Here is a 14,848-nt window from a genome sequence, read left to right as displayed (position 1 = left end):
CCCCGCTCCGGCGCATTCGCCGGGGCGGGGTTTTCGTCTGGTTCAGGTACCGGGCAGAGGGCCAACTTCGGCGTACGCTGCGGCCTATGTGCGGAATTGTGGGTTACGTGGGAGCGCAGTCGGCGCTCGATGTGGTCATCGCCGGACTCAAGCGGCTGGAGTACCGCGGCTACGACTCGGCGGGGATCGCCGTGCTCGCCGACGGGGGGCTGGCCGCCGTCAAGAAGGCCGGGAAGCTGGTCAATCTGGAGAAGGAGCTGGTCGGCAACCCGCTGCCGGCCGGATCCACCGGGCTCGGGCACACCCGCTGGGCCACCCACGGCGGGCCCACCGACGCCAACGCCCATCCCCACCTGGACAACTCCGGGCGGGTGGCCGTCGTACACAACGGGATCATCGAGAACTTCGCCGTGCTGCGCGCCGAACTGGCCGAGCGCGGGCACCGGCTGGAGTCCGAGACGGACACCGAGGTCGTGGCGCACCTGCTCGCCGAGGAGTTCTCGGCCACCGCGGACCTGGCGGCGTCGATGCGGCTGGTGTGCCGGCGCCTGGAGGGCGCCTTCACGCTGGTCGCGGTGCACGCCGACGAGCCGGACGTGGTGGTCGGCGCGCGCCGGAACTCGCCCCTGGTGGTGGGCGTTGGAGAGGGGGAGAACTTCCTCGCCTCGGACGTGGCCGCCTTCATCGCCCACACCCGGGCCGCGATCGAGCTGGGGCAGGACCAGGTCGTCGAGCTCCGCCGCGACGGGGTCACGGTGACCAACTTCGACGGGTCGCCCGCGTCCGTGCGGGCGTACCACGTGGACTGGGACGCCTCGGCGGCCGAGAAGGGGGGATACGACTACTTCATGCTCAAGGAGATCGCGGAGCAGCCGAAGGCCGTCGCCGACACCCTCCTGGGCAGGATCGACGCGAGCGGCTCGCTGACCCTGGACGAGGTGCGCATCCCCGACTCGGTGCTCAGGGAAGTCGACAAGGTCGTGATCGTGGCGTGCGGTACGGCGTACCACGCGGGCATGATCGCGAAGCTGGCCATCGAGCACTGGACCCGCATCCCGTGCGAGACGGAGCTGGCGAGCGAGTTCCGTTACCGCGACCCGATCCTGGACCAGCGGACGCTGGTGGTCGCGATCTCGCAGTCCGGCGAGACCATGGACACCCTGATGGCGCTGCGGCACGCGCGCGAGCAGGGCGCCAAGGTGCTGGCCATCTGCAATACGAACGGGTCGACGATCCCGCGCGAATCGGATGCCGTGCTGTACACGCACGCCGGTCCGGAGGTGGCCGTCGCCTCGACCAAGGCGTTCCTCACGCAGCTGGTGGCCTGCTACCTGGTCGCGCTGTACCTCGGCCAGGTGCGCGGCACGAAGTGGGGCGACGAGATCCGGTCGGTGATCCGGGAGCTGTCGGACATCGCCGCGGCGGTGGACACCGTACTGGAGACGATGGAGCCGGTACGGGCGCTCGCGCGGTCGCTGGCGGACAAGAACACGGTGCTGTTCCTGGGGCGGCACGTCGGGTACCCGGTGGCGCTGGAGGGTGCGCTCAAGCTCAAGGAGCTGGCGTACATGCACGCCGAGGGCTTCGCGGCGGGCGAGCTCAAGCACGGGCCGATCGCGCTGATCGAGGAGGACCTGCCGGTGGTGGTGGTCGTCCCGTCGCCGCGCGGCCGCTCGGTGCTCCACGACAAGATCGTGTCGAACATCCAGGAGATCAGGGCGCGCGGGGCGCGCACGATCGTCATCGCGGAGGAGGGCGACGAGGCGGTCGTCCCGTACGCCGACCACCTGATCCGGATCCCGGCCACGCCGACGCTGCTCCAGCCGCTGGTGGCGACCGTGCCGCTGCAGGTGTTCGCGTGCGAGCTGGCGACGGCGCGGGGGAACGAGGTGGACCAGCCGCGTAACCTCGCCAAGTCGGTGACTGTGGAGTGAGCGAAGCGAGCGGAGCAGTTCGCCGACCATTGGGCGCAGTAGTCACCGTGGAGTAGTTGGGGTTGTCGTTGTGATCATCGGTGTGGGGATCGACGTCGCGGAGATCGAGCGGTTCGGTGCCGCGCTGGAGCGCACGCCGAACCTGGCGCAGCGGCTGTTCGTCGACTCCGAGTTGATCCTGCCGAGCGGCGAGCGGCGCGGAACCGCCTCGCTCGCCGCCCGGTTCGCGGCGAAGGAGGCCCTGGCCAAGGCGCTGGGCGCGCCCGCCGGGCTGCTGTGGACCGATGCCGAGGTGTACGTCGAGGACTCGGGGCAGCCGCGGCTGCGGGTGTCCGGGACGATCCAGGCGCGGGCCCTGGAGCTGGGCGTGAAGTCCTGGCACATCTCGCTGAGCCACGACGCCGGTGTCGCGTCGGCCGTGGTGATCGCCGAGGGATGACGCCTGCCGTGGGGCAGGGTGGTGGCATGCGTACTGCTTACAGCGTGGAGACCGTACGGGCCGCCGAGCGGGAGTTGACGGCGCGGCTGCCCGAGGGCGCCCTGATGCAGCGGGCGGCGGCCGGGCTGGCCGCCGTCTGCGCGGGGCTGCTGAGGAGGGTGTACGGGGCGCGCGTCGTGCTGCTCGTGGGGCCCGGGGACAACGGCGGGGACGCCCTGTACGCGGGCGCGCGGCTGGCGCGGCGCGGGGCCGGGGTGACGGCGGTGCCGCTGGATCCGGAGCGGATGCACGCGGGCGGGCTCGCCGCGCTGCGGGCCGCCGGGGGGCGGGTCGCGCAGGCCGTCCCGCAGCGGGCGGACCTCGTACTGGACGGACTGCTCGGGATCGGCGGGCGGGGCGGGCTGCGGCCGGCGGCCGCGGCGCTGGTGGAGCGGATCCCGCCGGGGGTGCCGGTCGTCGCCGTGGACCTGCCGAGCGGGGTGGACGCGGACAGCGGCGAAGTGGCGGGGCCCGCGGTACGGGCCGATGTGACGGTGACCTTCGGGGCGTACAAGCCCGGCCTGCTGATCGACCCCGGGGCCTCGCGGGCGGGCGTGGTGCGGCTCGTGGACATCGGGCTCGAACTGCCGGCGCCGGAGGTGGAGGCGCTCCAGCACGCCGATGTGGCGGGGCTGCTGCCGGCGCCGACGGCGTCGAGCGACAAGTACCGGCGGGGCGTGGTCGGGATCGTCGCCGGGTCCGCGCAGTACCCGGGGGCGGCGGTGCTGGCCGTGGCCGGCGCGCTGCGGGGCGGGGCGGGCGCGGTGCGGTACGTGGGGCCCGGACCGGTGGCGGACGCGGTGCTGGCCCGGTACCCGGAGACGCTGATCGGGCCGGGGCGGGTACAGGCGTGGGTGGTCGGCCCGGGGCTGGGGGAGGGGCGCGCGGGGGAGGTCGCGGAGCTGCTCGCGCAGGACGTCCCGGTGCTGGTCGACGCGGACGGGCTGCGGGGACTGGACGCGGGGGTCCTGCGGGCCCGGACGGCCGCGACCCTGCTGACCCCGCACGCGGGGGAGGCGGCGGCGCTGCGGGGGGTCCCGCGGGAGTCGGTGGAGGCGGGGCGGCTGGGCGCGGTGCGGGAGCTGGCGGGGCTGTACGGGTCGACGGTGTTGCTGAAGGGCTCGACGACGCTGGTCGCCTCCGGCGGTTCGCCCGTCCGGGTGAACCCGACGGGGACGCCCTGGCTTGCGACGGCCGGAAGCGGTGACGTCCTGTCGGGCCTGGCCGGATCCCTCCTGGCCGCGGGCCTGTCGGGCCCGGACGCCGGGGCGGTGGCGGCGTACCTTCACGGCCTGGCGGCCAGGCTCGCGGGGGGTCCCTTGCTGGCGCAACAGGTGGCCGAGGCCCTCCCGTCCGCCTGGCGGGACGTCCGCCGTCCGTGACCCGGTCGGGTGCGGCGCCGCCGCTGGGGCTCCGCCCAGACCCTCCCCCAGACTCCGTCCGGGGGGACCCCCACGCCTCAAACGCCGGCGGGGCTGGTTGTGCTCGGTGCGGCGCCGCTGTCGGGGGCTCTGCCCCCGAACCCCCCGCGCCTCAAGCGCCGGCGGGGCTGGATTTGGCTCATGCCGCCCGTCTGGTGCGGCTGGATTGCCCGCAGGGCAATTTCAGCCCCGCCGGCGTTTGAGGCGCGGGGTGCGGGGCGGAGCCCCGGGTCTTGAGCCGCGCCCGGCGACGGCGCCGCAGCGGCCCGACCAGCGGGGTCTGAGAGACTGTGCGGGATGAACGAGACACCGACGCGCGTGTACGCCGAGATCGATCTTGACGCCGTACGGGGGAACGTGCGCGCGCTGCGCGAGCGGGCGCCCCGGGCCGGGCTGATGGCCGTCGTCAAGGCGGATGCCTACGGGCACGGGGCCCTGGCCTGCGCCAAGGCCGCCCAGGAGGCCGGCGCCACCTGGCTCGGGACCGCCACGCCCGACGAGGCCCTCGCGCTGCGCGCCGCCGGGGTCGAAGGCCGGATCATGTGCTGGCTGTGGACCCCCGGCGGGCCCTGGCGGGAGGCCGTCGAGGCCGATGTCGACATCTCGGTCAGCGGGATCTGGGCCCTGGACGAGGTCCGGGAAGCGGCGCGCGCGGCGGGGCGGACCGCCCGCATCCAGCTCAAGGCCGACACCGGCCTCGGCCGCAACGGCTGCCAGCCCGGCGACTGGGCCGAGCTCGTGGGGGCCGCGGTCGCCGCGCAGGCCGAGGGGACCGTCAACGTCACCGGCGTCTGGTCGCACTTCGCCTGCGCCGACGAGCCGGGCCACCCGTCCATCCAGCTCCAGCTCTCCGCCTTCCGCGACATGCTCGCCTACGCCCAGAAGGAGGGCGTCGAGCCCGAGGTCCGGCACATGGCCAACTCGGCCGCCACCCTCACCCTGCCCGAGTCCCACTTCGACCTGGTCCGCACGGGCCTCGCCGTCTACGGGGTCTCGCCCGCGCCCGAGCTCGGCACCCCGGCCCAGCTGGGCCTGAAGCCCGCCATGGCCCTCAAGGCCTCCCTCGCGCTGGTCAAGACCGTCCCGGCCGGGCACGGCGTGAGCTACGGGCACCACTACGTCACGGACGACGAGACCACCCTCGCGCTGGTCCCGGCCGGCTACGCCGACGGCATCCCGCGGCACGCCTCCGGCAGCGGGCCGGTCCTCGTCGGCGGCAAGGTCCGGCACGTCGCCGGGCGCGTGGCCATGGACCAGTTCGTCGTCGACCTGGGCGGTGACCGGGCCCGCGTCGGCGACGAGGCCGTCATCTTCGGGGACGCGGAGCGCGGCGAGCCCACCGCCGAGGACTGGGCTCAAGCGGCACACACGATCGCGTATGAGATCGTCACCCGTATCGGAGCGCGCGTGCCCCGGGTGTACCTGGGCGCCTGACACGAGCGGGGGTGGCGGTGTGAGCGGCGTGAGCGAGAATTGGCGCAAGGCCGGCTGGGCCGGCGCCGCCATCGGCGTGATAGCCGCTGGTGCGGCGGCCGGTGTCGCGGTCGAACGGATCACCGTCGGACGGGGCATGCGTATGAAGGCGCGCCTTGCCCTCGACGCGGCCGGGGACTACGGGTCCCTGCGCGGCGCCGAGGGGACCTGCCGGGCCGAGGACGGCACCCTGCTCCACTACGAGGTCGACGAGCTGCCGGAAGAAGGCAAGCGGCGCCGCATGCGCCGCAAGCCCGCGCCCCCGGCCACCGTCGTCTTCTGCCACGGCTACTGCCTCGGCCAGGACTCCTGGCACTTCCAGCGCGCCGCCCTGCGCGGCATGGTCCGCGCCGTCTACTGGGACCAGCGCAGCCACGGCCGCAGCGCCCGCGGGCTGGCCCAGGCGGACGGCGAGCCGGTCACCATCGACCAGCTCGGCCGCGACCTGAAGGCCGTCATCGACGCGGCCGCCCCCGAGGGCCCGCTGATCCTGGTGGGTCACTCGATGGGCGGAATGACCATCATGGGATTCGCCGAGCAGTTTCCCGACCTCGTGCGCGACCGCGTCGTCGGCGTCGCCCTGGTCGGCACCTCCAGCGGCCGCCTCGACGAGGTGACGTACGGGCTGCCCTCCGTCGGTGTGGGAGCCGTACGCAAGCTGCTGCCGGGCGTGCTGAAGGCGCTCGGATCGCAGGTGGAGCTGGTCGAGAAGGGCCGCAGGGCCACCGCCGACCTCTTCGCCGGCATGATCAAGATGTATTCGTTCGGTTCCCGGGACGTGGACCCGGCCGTCGCGCGCTTCGCCGAGCGGCTGATCGAGGCCACCCCGATCGACGTGGTCGCCGAGTTCTACCCGGCCTTCCAGACCCACGACAAGACCGCCGCGCTGCAGCGGTTCGCGGACATCCCCGTCACCGTCATCGCCGGGGACAGGGACATGATCACCCCGTCCCAGCACAGCGTGGCCATCAAGGAGGCGCTGCCCGGCGCCGAGCTGGTGGTCCTGGAGTCCACCGGGCACCTGATGATGCTGGAGCGCCCGGAGACCGTGACCGGTCTGCTGACCGAGCTGCTGGCGCGCACCGGGGCGGTCCCGGGCGCCGCACCGACTAACGTTGGCGGGCATGGAAGAAGTACCGCTGGAAGCACAGCGCAGCCAGGCACCGACACCGGCAGAAGCACAGGCGGCAGCGCCGGCAGCAGCGCAGGGACCGGCGCCTGAGGGCGCGGTCGAGACCCGGATCACCGTCGACTCCCCGGACGCCATGCAGGAGCTGGGCCGCAGGCTCGCCCGCCTGCTGCGCCCCGGCGACCTGGTGCTGCTCACCGGCGAGTTGGGCGCGGGCAAGACCACGCTGACCCGCGGCCTCGGCGAGGGTCTGGGCGTGCGCGGGGCCGTGACCTCGCCGACCTTCGTGATCGCCCGCGTACACCCCTCGCTGACCGGCGGGCCGGCGCTGGTGCACGTGGACGCGTACCGGCTAGGCGGCGGGCTGGACGAGATGGAGGACCTGGACCTCGACGTCTCGCTGCCCGAGTCCGTGGTCGTCGTGGAGTGGGGCGACGGCAAGGTGGAGGAGCTCTCCGACGACCGGCTGCACGTGGTGATCGCCCGGGCGGTCGGCCACGAGGAGGTCCTGGACGACGTACGGGAGGTCTCCGTGCGCGGGATCGGGGCGCGCTGGGTCGAGGGGGCCGGGCTGGACGCGCTCGCGGGCGCCCTCTCGGAGTAAACGTACCGACAACTCGTCGGCAAGATATTGCGCCCTTGGTGGTGGGCGTGGTCACATGGTACCGAGAGTTTCTTAGGTATGCCTAAGTTCGGCGTTCCGGGGCCCAGGAGGCACCATGTCGGCACCAGCGGGAGTACCGCGCGACCCACGTCCGTCCGCCGTGTCCATGCGGGCGCTGCTCGCCGCGGGCGTGGCCGCCACCGCCGTCTCGACCCCGCCCGGCCGAGAACACGCGCCGCAGGACAGCGAGCCGGAGGGCGGCGCGGAGGGTGCCGCGGTCGCAGACAGCGAAGAGGCCGCTTCGGAGTCCGAAGCGGCCTGAGTCGCACGTACGGGTGAAAGTCCCGCCGTCAGGGAACGACGACGACCTTCGAGTTGATCGTCGCGAAGGCCCACATCGCGTCGCCGTCGGCCTTCGTCATGCGGATGCCGCCGGTCTTCTTGTTCGGGTCGGGCTCCGGCGTCGCGCCGTCCGCGCGGGCGCTGAAGCCGATCGCCACGCCCTCCGTGCCGGCGAACCGTACGACGTGCTCGATCGGCACCCCGTCGGAACCCGTGACCGCGCCCGAGCGGGAGCCGACCGCGTAGCTCCCGGCCTTCGGGTGCACCGTGCTCGGCATCACCGTGAAGGACTTCGGCTGCTGGCCGGCCGCGGGGTCGCCCACCAGCCAGACCCGCTTCTGGCCCACCGAGTACACGACGCGCACCCCGGTGCCGGAGCCCTCCGGCACGGGCACCGGCTTCGCCGGGTCCTGCTTCGCCGCGGACTGGCTCGGGGCGGGGGCCGGCTCCTGCGCGGCCGCCTTCGGAGGGTGCGCGGGAGCCGTCGCGGACGCCTGGTAGCCGAGGAAGCCGACGGCGGCGAGTGCCGCGGCGGTGAGCCCGGCCACGATTCCCGAGCTGCTGCGTGCCACCTTGCTCCACCTCTCCGCGCCACCTGGATTTCCTGGTCGAAAGGTAGCAGCCGGCCCGCTCCACGCCCGGGCGCAAGGGCTCGGGTTCAAGGAGTCGTAGGCTGTTCGCGTGCTCTTGCTCGCTGTAGATACCGCCACGCCCGCCGTCACCGTCGCCCTGCACGACGGCGAGTCCGTCCTCGCCGAGTCGAACCAGGTCGACGCCCGCCGCCACGGGGAGCTGCTCCTGCCCTCCGTGGACAAGGTGCTCGCCGAGGCCGGGGTGAAGCTCGAAGCCGTCACCGGCATCGTCGTCGGCGTCGGCCCCGGCCCCTACACCGGGCTGCGCGTCGGCCTCGTCACGGCCTCCACCTTCGCCGCCGTGCTGGGCGTGCCCGTGCACGGCCTGTGCACCCTCGACGGCCTCGCCTACGCGGCCGGGGCCGCCGGGATCGAGGGCCCCTTCACCGTCGCCACCGACGCACGGCGCAAGGAGGTCTACTGGGCGCGCTACGAGGACCCGCGCACGCGCGTCGGCGAGCCCGCCGTGGACCGCCCGGCCGACATCGCCGAGCAGGTCGCGGGAGTCCCCGCGGTGGGCCAGGGCGCGCTGCTCTACCCGGACGTCTTCACGGACGCCCGGGACCCCGAGCACCAGTCGGCCGCGGCCCTGGCCTCCCTGGCCGCGGAACGGCTGGCGGCGGGCCTGGAGTTCCTGCCTCCGACCCCGCTCTACCTGCGCCGCCCCGACGCGCAGGTGCCCAAGAACTACAAGGTGGTCACCCCGCAGTGACGCCCGTCCCCGATGCCGTGCTGCGCGAGATGCGCTGGTGGGATATCGCGCCCGTGCTGGAACTGGAGCACGAGCTGTTCCCCGAAGACGCCTGGTCCGCCGGGATGTTCTGGTCCGAGCTCGCCCACGCCCGCGGCCCGCGCGCCACGCGCAGGTACGTCGTCGCCGAAGACCCCGCCACCGGCCGGCTGGTGGGCTACGCCGGCCTCGCCGCCGCCGGGGACCTGGCCGACGTACAGACCATCGCGGCCGCCCGCGACCAGTGGGGGACCGGGCTCGGCGCCCGGCTCCTGACCGAACTGCTGCGCGCCGCCACCGCCTTCGAGTGCGCCGAGGTGCTGCTGGAGGTGCGGGTGGACAACACCCGCGCCCAGAGGCTCTACGAACGCTTCGGCTTCGAGCCCGTCGGCTTCCGACGGGGCTACTACCAGCCCGGCAACGTCGACGCGCTCGTCATGCGACTGACCGACCCCGCACAAGCACGAACTGAGAGCAGTGAGAGCAATGGCTGACGAACCTCTCGTCCTCGGCATCGAGACCTCCTGCGACGAGACCGGCGTCGGCGTCGTCCGCGGCACCACCCTCCTCGCGGACGCGATCGCGTCGAGCGTCGACGAGCACGCGCGCTTCGGCGGGGTCGTGCCCGAGGTCGCCTCGCGGGCCCACCTGGAGGCCATGGTCCCCACCATCGAGCGCGCCCTGAAGGAGGCGGGCGTCAGCGCCCGCGACCTCGACGGCATCGCGGTCACGGCCGGCCCCGGCCTGGCGGGGGCGCTGCTGGTGGGCGTCTCGGCGGCCAAGGCGTACGCGTACGCGCTCGGCAAGCCGCTGTACGGGGTGAACCACCTGGCCTCGCACATCTGCGTGGACCAGCTGGAGCACGGGCCGCTGCCGGAGCCGACCATGGCGCTGCTGGTCTCCGGCGGGCACTCCTCGCTGCTGCTGGCCCCGGACATCACGTCCGACGTACGCCCCCTGGGCGCGACCATCGACGACGCGGCGGGCGAGGCCTTCGACAAGATCGCGCGCGTGCTGCAGCTGGGCTTCCCCGGTGGTCCGGTCATCGACCGGCTCGCGCGCGAGGGCGACCCGAAGGCGATCCACTTCCCGCGGGGCCTGACGGGGCCGCGCGACGCCGCGTACGACTTCTCCTTCTCCGGGCTCAAGACGGCGGTCGCCCGCTGGATCGAGGCGAAGCGGAAGGCGGGCGAGGAGGTTCCGGTGCGCGACGTGGCGGCCTCCTTCCAGGAGGCGGTGGTGGACGTCCTCACCCGCAAGGCGATCCGGGCGTGCAAGGACGAGGGCGTCGACCACCTGATGATCGGCGGCGGCGTGGCGGCCAACTCCCGGCTCCGCTCGCTGGCGCAGGAGCGGTGCGACGACGCGGGGATCATCCTGCGGGTGCCGCGGCCGAAGCTGTGCACCGACAACGGCGCGATGGTGGCGGCGCTGGGCGCGGAGATGGTCAAGCGGAACCGGGCGGCATCGGACTGGGACCTGTCGGCGGACTCCTCGCTGCCGGTGACGGACCCGCACGTTCCGGGTACGGCCCACGAACACGGCCACGAACACGGCCACGGCCACGCCCAGTCCCACGACCACGTGCACGAACTGAGCAAGGACAACCTCTACTCGTGAACACCGTGGGACCCGGGCCGGGACTGGTCGCGCTGATGTGGGAGGCCCGGGCCGCCGCCGGCCGGGGCAACGAGCTGCTGGAGTGGGCCCGCGCCCAGATCCTCGCCCGGGAGCCGGTGCGCCGCGAGGTGTTCCGGGCCCCGCAGGACCGGGTGCTCGTGATCACGTGGTGGGAGACGGCCGAGGGGGTCTCGGCGGACCTCCCCGAACTGCCGGAGCCCGCTGCCGACTTGATCACGCGGGCGGTGCACCGCTGGCGGTTCGAGTCGGTCGAGGTCACCGGGGCCTGACCGGTTCCGCCCGGGGCCGGACCGGGGCGGGGATGCGGATATGGTCATGTTCATGCCCCGCGACCTGCCTCCTCCGCCGCCTCCCGCGCACCTGCGTGCCTGGATGGACGACACCGTCGTACGGGCCGACCGTGCGCGCTTCCTGAGCGACCTGGGCCGCCACAGCCTGGGCCTCGGGCGGCTGCTGCTGCTCTGGGCCGTCTCGGCGGTCTTCGCCCTCGGCTGGTCCTTCGTCGGCATGGCGCTGATGGCCTTCGAGGCGCCCGACCCGTTCTCCGCCGTCTTCGGCCTGGTCTTCGCCGTCCTCGGCGCGGGGGTGCTGATCCCGGCCGGCTTCTGGTTCGCCTGGGGCGCCCGGCGCGACCGCCAGGTGCGGCGGCTGCTGTCCGCGTGGGCGGAGACGGACCGGGACCCGGCGGCGGACTCCCGCCTGCGAGCGCCCGGCCGGAGCCTGACCTGGCTCCTGTCCTCCTTCGTCCTGGGCGCACTGGGGCTGTGGCTGACCTTCGGCACCGCGCTGTCGGCCCGCGCGGGCGAGGACACGTACGGCGAGGTCACGTACTACATGGGCCTCGGCATGATCCTCTGGATCACCGCCCTCCTGGGCACGGCCAAGGCCGCCGCCCACTACCACTGGGCGCTACGCGCCTTCCGCCGGTCCTGACTTCAGCCGCGCCGTCGCCGGCTGCTGCGCGCCTTCCGCGGGCGCGGGCCAACCTCGCCTCCGCCTGGGCGGAGCCAAGTCAGCCCCGCCGGCGTTTGAGGCGTGGGGGTCCCCCCGGACGGAGTCTGGGGGAGGGTCCGGGGCGGAGCCCCGGGAAGCCCGGGCGGCAGCCCGGGGCCGCTCCGCGCAGCGGCGCCGCACCCGAACGCCCGACGCCCCGGCAGGGCCGGCACCCCGGGCCGCCGACCAGCGGACTACCGTACGGGCTTCGCCGCAGGCGACCCGGCAGGCGACCCGGCCGGCGAGCCGATCAGCATCGACGGCGCCCCCGCCACCCGCGTCAGGAACACCGTCGCCGAGTTCGGCCCCGACGGCTTGACCCTCCTGCGGAGCTCCTCCGGCTCGATCGCCGACCCCCGCTTCTTCACCGTCAGGATCCCCACCCCCCGCTCCCGCAGCAGCGCCTTCAGCTTCTTCAGGCCGAACGGCAGCACATCGGTGATCTCGTACGCCGTCGCGTACGGCGTCTCGCGCAGCTCATCGGCGGTGATGTAGGCGATGGTCGGGTCGATGAGCCGCCCGTCCAGCTGCTCGGCGACCTCGGCGACCAGGTGGGCCCGGATCACCGCCCCGTCGGGCTCGTAGAGCCAGCGGCCGACCGGCCCGGCCTCCGGGTCGGGCAGCGGATCGGCGGTGTGCAGCGCGCGCGGCCCCGGCAGCAGGGTGGCGCGCACGGTCCCGGGCGAGGTCCCGAACCAGAGCACCGCCTCCTTCACGTCCCCCTGGTCGGAGATCCACTCGGCCTCGGCCTCCTCCGGCACCGCCTCGTGCGGGATCCCGGGCGCGATCTTGATGGCGGCGTACTTCGCGGCACGGGCCGTCTCCACGGCCCACGACAGCGGCGGCGAGTAGGACTCCGGATCGAAGATCCGGCCGCGCCCGCCGCGCCGGGCCGGGTCGATGAAGACGGCGTCGTAGCCGGAGGTGTCCACCTCGGTCACGTCCGCTTCCCGCACCTCGATCAGGTCCGCCAGCCCCAGCGCCTCGGCGTTGGCCCGAGCGACGGCGACGGTCAGCGGGTCGTGGTCGACCGCGAGCACCCGGATGCCGAGCCGCGCCAGCGCGAGGGCGTCCCCGCCGATGCCGCAGCACAGGTCGGCGAGCGACCGTACGCCCAGCTCGGCGAGGCGCCCGGCCCGGTACGCGGCGACGGACGCCCGCGTGGCCATCTCCCCGCCGCCCGGCGTGAAGTACATCCGGAACGCGTCTTCGGCGCCGAACTTCGCCACCGCGCGCTGCCGCAGCCGGGCCTGGCCGAGCGCGGCGGAGACCAGCCCGGCGGGGTGCTCGCGGCGCAGCCGGGTGGCGACGGCCAGCTCCTGGGCGGGGTCGTAGTCGCGGAGCGAGTCGAGGAGGGCGCGCCCCTCGGGGGTGAGGAGGGCGGCGAAGTCTTCGGGGGTCACGGACCCATTGTCGGCGACGGGGCGGGAGGGACGCCGCTCCGGGCGGCCACGTCAAGCGGTGTGGGCCAGTCGAAGGAAGGTGGAACTCCGCTCGCGGTGTCTTCCGGGGAGCCCGCGTGTCGGATGCCAGGATGCGCAGCTATGCAGCTAGTCCGACAAAAGGAAGATAAGACGCAACAGGGTCACCGGTACGCGGCGGGTCCGCGCGGCCGGTTCGGGGTGGCCGTGGCCGCCCTGCTGGTAGCCGCACTCGGTACGGCCTGCTCCGGGGGATCCGGAGCACCGGACAAGGCGGAGAAGGCGAAGGCGGCCAAGGGCGCGGAGTCGGGCGCGGCGGGCGCGCTCAGCGCCGCCGAGAAGGCCAAGGCGGCCCAGCAGGCGCGCGTCGCCGCGGCGAAGAAGTGGGGCCTGCTCAAGGTGCCGCTGACCGCCCCGGCCGCGCCGAAGGAGAAGCCCGAGATCACCACCCGGGACGGCTTCGAGGTCGAGGACCAGGAGGAGTACCCGCCGGTCTTCACCACCGTCCCGACCGAGGAGAAGGTCGTCTTCCTGACGATCGACGACGGCGCGGAGAAGGACCCGCAGTTCCTGAAGATGATGCAGGAGCTCCAGATCCCGTACACGGCCTTCCTCAGCGACTACCTGGTGCGGGACAACTACCCGTACTTCAAGGACATGCAGGCCGCGGGCGTCACCCTGAACAACCACACGCTCAACCACCGCTACATGCCTGCGCTCTCGTACGAGAAGCAGCGCGAGGAGATCTGCGGTCAGCAGGACACGATCCAGAAGCAGTTCGGCAAGCGCCCGACCCTCTTCCGGCCGCCGTACGGGAACTACAACCAGGACACCCTGAAGGCGGCGAAGTCCTGCGGGATCAAGGCGGTACCGCTGTGGAACGCGGAGGCGTTCACGAACCGGATGGACTACCGGGAGTGGGACCGCGACCTGCACCCCGGTGACATCATCCTCACGCACTTCCGGGGCAAGGAGGACTGGAAGGGCACAATGCCTGACATGATCCGTCAGGTCATGAAAACCGTCACGGCCAAGGGGTACGCCGTGGCTCGCTTGGAGGACTATCTGTGAAGCATGCGCGCCGGTTGGTAGCCGGAACGCTGGCGGCCGGCGCGCTCGCGCTGTCCCTGACGGGGTGTGGGGACAGCGTGGACCCCATCGAACGGATGGGGCGCAAGACGACGCAGGGGGCCGGGACGGCGGAGGGCTCGGCGACTCCGTCGCCCGCTCCCTCGGCGGGGAACGCGTCGGGGAACGCCTCGGGGAACGCGTCGGACGAGGCATACAGGAAATGGGGCCTGACGGCCCCTCTCGCGTACGCGCCGAAGCCCGCCCAGAAGCCGCAGATCCCGAAGGCGGGCCCGGGCAAGGTCCCCGTCATCGACCGAATACCCGTCCCGGCCGGGGAGAAAATAGTCTTCCTGACCTTCGACGACGGAGCCGAGAAGGACCCCGAGTTCCTGAAGATGGCGGCCGACCTGAAGCTGCCGATCAGCATGTTCCTGACGGACAACGTGGCTTCGTCGGACTACGGCCACTTCGAGAAGCTTCGCGACAACGGCTCGGCGAGCACGATAAACAACCACACGCTGACGCACCCGAACCTCCGGACTCTGCCCTTCGCGGCGCAGAAGAAGGAGATATGCGACCAGCAGGACCGCCTGGAGAAGCGCTTCGGCAAGCGCCCACCCCTCTTCCGCCCGCCCTTCGGCAACTACAACGACGACACCCTCCGGGCCGCCTCGGAGTGCGGAGTCTCGTCCCTGGTGCTGTGGCGGGTCTCGATGCAGATCAACAACTTCCAGTACGCCGAGGGCTCCGCCCTCAAACCGGGCGACATCATCCTGGCCCACTTCCGCGGCCCGTCCGAGCTCAAGGGCTCGACGGAAACCCAGATGACGACGCGCATGCTCCAGCGGATACAGGAGCAGGGCTACAAGATCGGGCGGCTGGAGGACTACCTGTGACATCCCCCCTCGCCGAAGGGCGAGGGAATCCTTCGTCCCGTGGGTGCGGGACTCCGGTGGTTGACGCTTCACTGCCTGCCCAC

General features: G+C 73.1%; 16 protein-coding genes. 14 read left to right on the top strand and 2 right to left on the bottom strand.

Annotated elements, in window-relative coordinates; all coding sequences use genetic code 11:
• Positions 1–86: 86 nt before the first annotated feature.
• From glmS to ACFWBN_RS15940, 7 genes are all read left to right on the top strand, one after another.
• On the top strand, positions 87–1,934 hold the full coding sequence (gene glmS / locus ACFWBN_RS15970) for a glutamine--fructose-6-phosphate transaminase (isomerizing) (protein ID WP_385176848.1): 1,848 nt from the start codon (positions 87–89) through the stop codon (positions 1,932–1,934).
• A gap of 70 nt (positions 1,935–2,004) precedes the next feature.
• Entirely contained in the window at positions 2,005–2,373 is a 369-nt protein-coding gene (locus ACFWBN_RS15965) for a holo-ACP synthase (RefSeq protein WP_385176846.1), read from the top strand.
• Between the two features lie 26 nt (positions 2,374–2,399).
• Entirely contained in the window at positions 2,400–3,794 is a 1,395-nt protein-coding gene (locus ACFWBN_RS15960; protein ID WP_385176844.1) for an NAD(P)H-hydrate dehydratase, read from the top strand.
• A gap of 336 nt (positions 3,795–4,130) precedes the next feature.
• Positions 4,131–5,267 (top strand): alanine racemase, encoded by a 1,137-nt coding sequence (gene alr / locus ACFWBN_RS15955; protein WP_385176842.1) that lies wholly within the window; start codon positions 4,131–4,133, stop codon positions 5,265–5,267.
• Positions 5,212–6,528 carry an alpha/beta fold hydrolase gene (locus ACFWBN_RS15950; protein ID WP_385176840.1) on the top strand — a complete coding sequence of 439 codons (1,317 nt, stop codon included), beginning with the start codon at positions 5,212–5,214 and terminating at the stop codon, positions 6,526–6,528. The genes alr and ACFWBN_RS15950 overlap by 56 nt, the downstream gene beginning before the upstream one ends.
• Positions 6,431–7,039: a tRNA (adenosine(37)-N6)-threonylcarbamoyltransferase complex ATPase subunit type 1 TsaE gene (gene tsaE, locus ACFWBN_RS15945; protein ID WP_385176838.1), complete on the top strand. Its 609-nt coding sequence runs from the start codon at positions 6,431–6,433 to the stop codon at positions 7,037–7,039. The genes ACFWBN_RS15950 and tsaE overlap by 98 nt, the downstream gene beginning before the upstream one ends.
• Positions 7,040–7,154: 115 nt before the next feature.
• Positions 7,155–7,361 carry a hypothetical protein gene (locus ACFWBN_RS15940; protein WP_385176836.1) on the top strand — a complete coding sequence of 69 codons (207 nt, stop codon included), beginning with the start codon at positions 7,155–7,157 and terminating at the stop codon, positions 7,359–7,361.
• A 28-nt stretch (positions 7,362–7,389) separates the two neighbouring features.
• Here the strand turns inward: ACFWBN_RS15940 and ACFWBN_RS15935 are convergent, their stop codons facing one another.
• On the bottom strand, positions 7,390–7,953 hold the full coding sequence (locus tag ACFWBN_RS15935) for a hypothetical protein (RefSeq protein WP_385176834.1): 564 nt from the start codon (positions 7,951–7,953) through the stop codon (positions 7,390–7,392).
• Between the two features lie 109 nt (positions 7,954–8,062).
• Between ACFWBN_RS15935 and tsaB the strand changes: the two genes are divergently transcribed.
• Genes tsaB through ACFWBN_RS15910 form a run of 5 tightly spaced genes read left to right on the top strand, consistent with a single transcriptional unit; the run spans position 8,063 to position 11,317 of the window.
• Positions 8,063–8,725 (top strand): tRNA (adenosine(37)-N6)-threonylcarbamoyltransferase complex dimerization subunit type 1 TsaB, encoded by a 663-nt coding sequence (gene tsaB, locus ACFWBN_RS15930; protein WP_385176832.1) that lies wholly within the window; start codon positions 8,063–8,065, stop codon positions 8,723–8,725.
• Positions 8,726–8,754: 29 nt separating this feature from the next.
• Positions 8,755–9,237 (top strand): ribosomal protein S18-alanine N-acetyltransferase, encoded by a 483-nt coding sequence (gene rimI, locus ACFWBN_RS15925; protein ID WP_385176984.1) that lies wholly within the window; start codon positions 8,755–8,757, stop codon positions 9,235–9,237.
• On the top strand, positions 9,230–10,363 hold the full coding sequence (gene tsaD, locus ACFWBN_RS15920) for a tRNA (adenosine(37)-N6)-threonylcarbamoyltransferase complex transferase subunit TsaD (protein ID WP_385176830.1): 1,134 nt from the start codon (positions 9,230–9,232) through the stop codon (positions 10,361–10,363). The genes rimI and tsaD overlap by 8 nt, the downstream gene beginning before the upstream one ends.
• A gap of 35 nt (positions 10,364–10,398) precedes the next feature.
• On the top strand, positions 10,399–10,653 hold the full coding sequence (locus ACFWBN_RS15915) for a hypothetical protein (protein ID WP_385176982.1): 255 nt from the start codon (positions 10,399–10,401) through the stop codon (positions 10,651–10,653).
• Positions 10,654–10,705: 52 nt separating this feature from the next.
• Positions 10,706–11,317 (top strand): hypothetical protein, encoded by a 612-nt coding sequence (locus tag ACFWBN_RS15910; RefSeq protein WP_385176828.1) that lies wholly within the window; start codon positions 10,706–10,708, stop codon positions 11,315–11,317.
• A gap of 254 nt (positions 11,318–11,571) precedes the next feature.
• Here ACFWBN_RS15910 and ACFWBN_RS15905 read toward each other — a convergent pair whose 3' ends face one another.
• A complete protein-coding gene (locus ACFWBN_RS15905; RefSeq protein ID WP_385176826.1) occupies positions 11,572–12,780 on the bottom strand; it encodes a methyltransferase domain-containing protein in 1,209 nt (402 codons plus the stop codon).
• Positions 12,781–12,921: 141 nt separating this feature from the next.
• Between ACFWBN_RS15905 and ACFWBN_RS15900 the strand changes: the two genes are divergently transcribed.
• Complete coding sequence (locus tag ACFWBN_RS15900; RefSeq protein ID WP_385176823.1) at positions 12,922–13,869, top strand: polysaccharide deacetylase family protein; 948 nt, start codon at positions 12,922–12,924, stop codon at positions 13,867–13,869.
• A gap of 14 nt (positions 13,870–13,883) precedes the next feature.
• A complete protein-coding gene (locus ACFWBN_RS15895) occupies positions 13,884–14,765 on the top strand; it encodes a polysaccharide deacetylase family protein (RefSeq protein WP_385176980.1) in 882 nt (293 codons plus the stop codon).
• Positions 14,766–14,848: the final 83 nt, after the last annotated feature.

Source organism: Streptomyces sp. NPDC059989 (assembly GCF_042736975.1).
GTDB lineage: Bacteria > Actinomycetota > Actinomycetes > Streptomycetales > Streptomycetaceae > Streptomyces.
This window is presented reverse-complemented; position numbering and strand designations above follow the sequence as displayed.

Bases quoted from the DNA above. Each gene is read 5' to 3' on its own strand.
- ACFWBN_RS15940 (WP_385176836.1), top strand. From the start codon at position 7,155: ATGTCGGCACCAGCGGGAGTACCGCGCGACCCACGTCCGTCCGCCGTG.
- ACFWBN_RS15915 (WP_385176982.1), top strand. From the start codon at position 10,399: ATGTGGGAGGCCCGGGCCGCCGCCGGCCGGGGCAACGAGCTGCTGGAG.
- ACFWBN_RS15960 (WP_385176844.1), top strand. From the start codon at position 2,400: ATGCGTACTGCTTACAGCGTGGAGACCGTACGGGCCGCCGAGCGGGAG.
- ACFWBN_RS15900 (WP_385176823.1), top strand. From the start codon at position 12,922: ATGCAGCTAGTCCGACAAAAGGAAGATAAGACGCAACAGGGTCACCGG.
- glmS (WP_385176848.1), top strand. From the start codon at position 87: ATGTGCGGAATTGTGGGTTACGTGGGAGCGCAGTCGGCGCTCGATGTG.
- ACFWBN_RS15950 (WP_385176840.1), top strand. From the start codon at position 5,212: ATGAGATCGTCACCCGTATCGGAGCGCGCGTGCCCCGGGTGTACCTGG.
- ACFWBN_RS15910 (WP_385176828.1), top strand. From the start codon at position 10,706: ATGCCCCGCGACCTGCCTCCTCCGCCGCCTCCCGCGCACCTGCGTGCC.
- alr (WP_385176842.1), top strand. From the start codon at position 4,131: ATGAACGAGACACCGACGCGCGTGTACGCCGAGATCGATCTTGACGCC.
- tsaD (WP_385176830.1), top strand. From the start codon at position 9,230: ATGGCTGACGAACCTCTCGTCCTCGGCATCGAGACCTCCTGCGACGAG.
- rimI (WP_385176984.1), top strand. From the start codon at position 8,755: ATGCGCTGGTGGGATATCGCGCCCGTGCTGGAACTGGAGCACGAGCTG.
- tsaE (WP_385176838.1), top strand. From the start codon at position 6,431: ATGGAAGAAGTACCGCTGGAAGCACAGCGCAGCCAGGCACCGACACCG.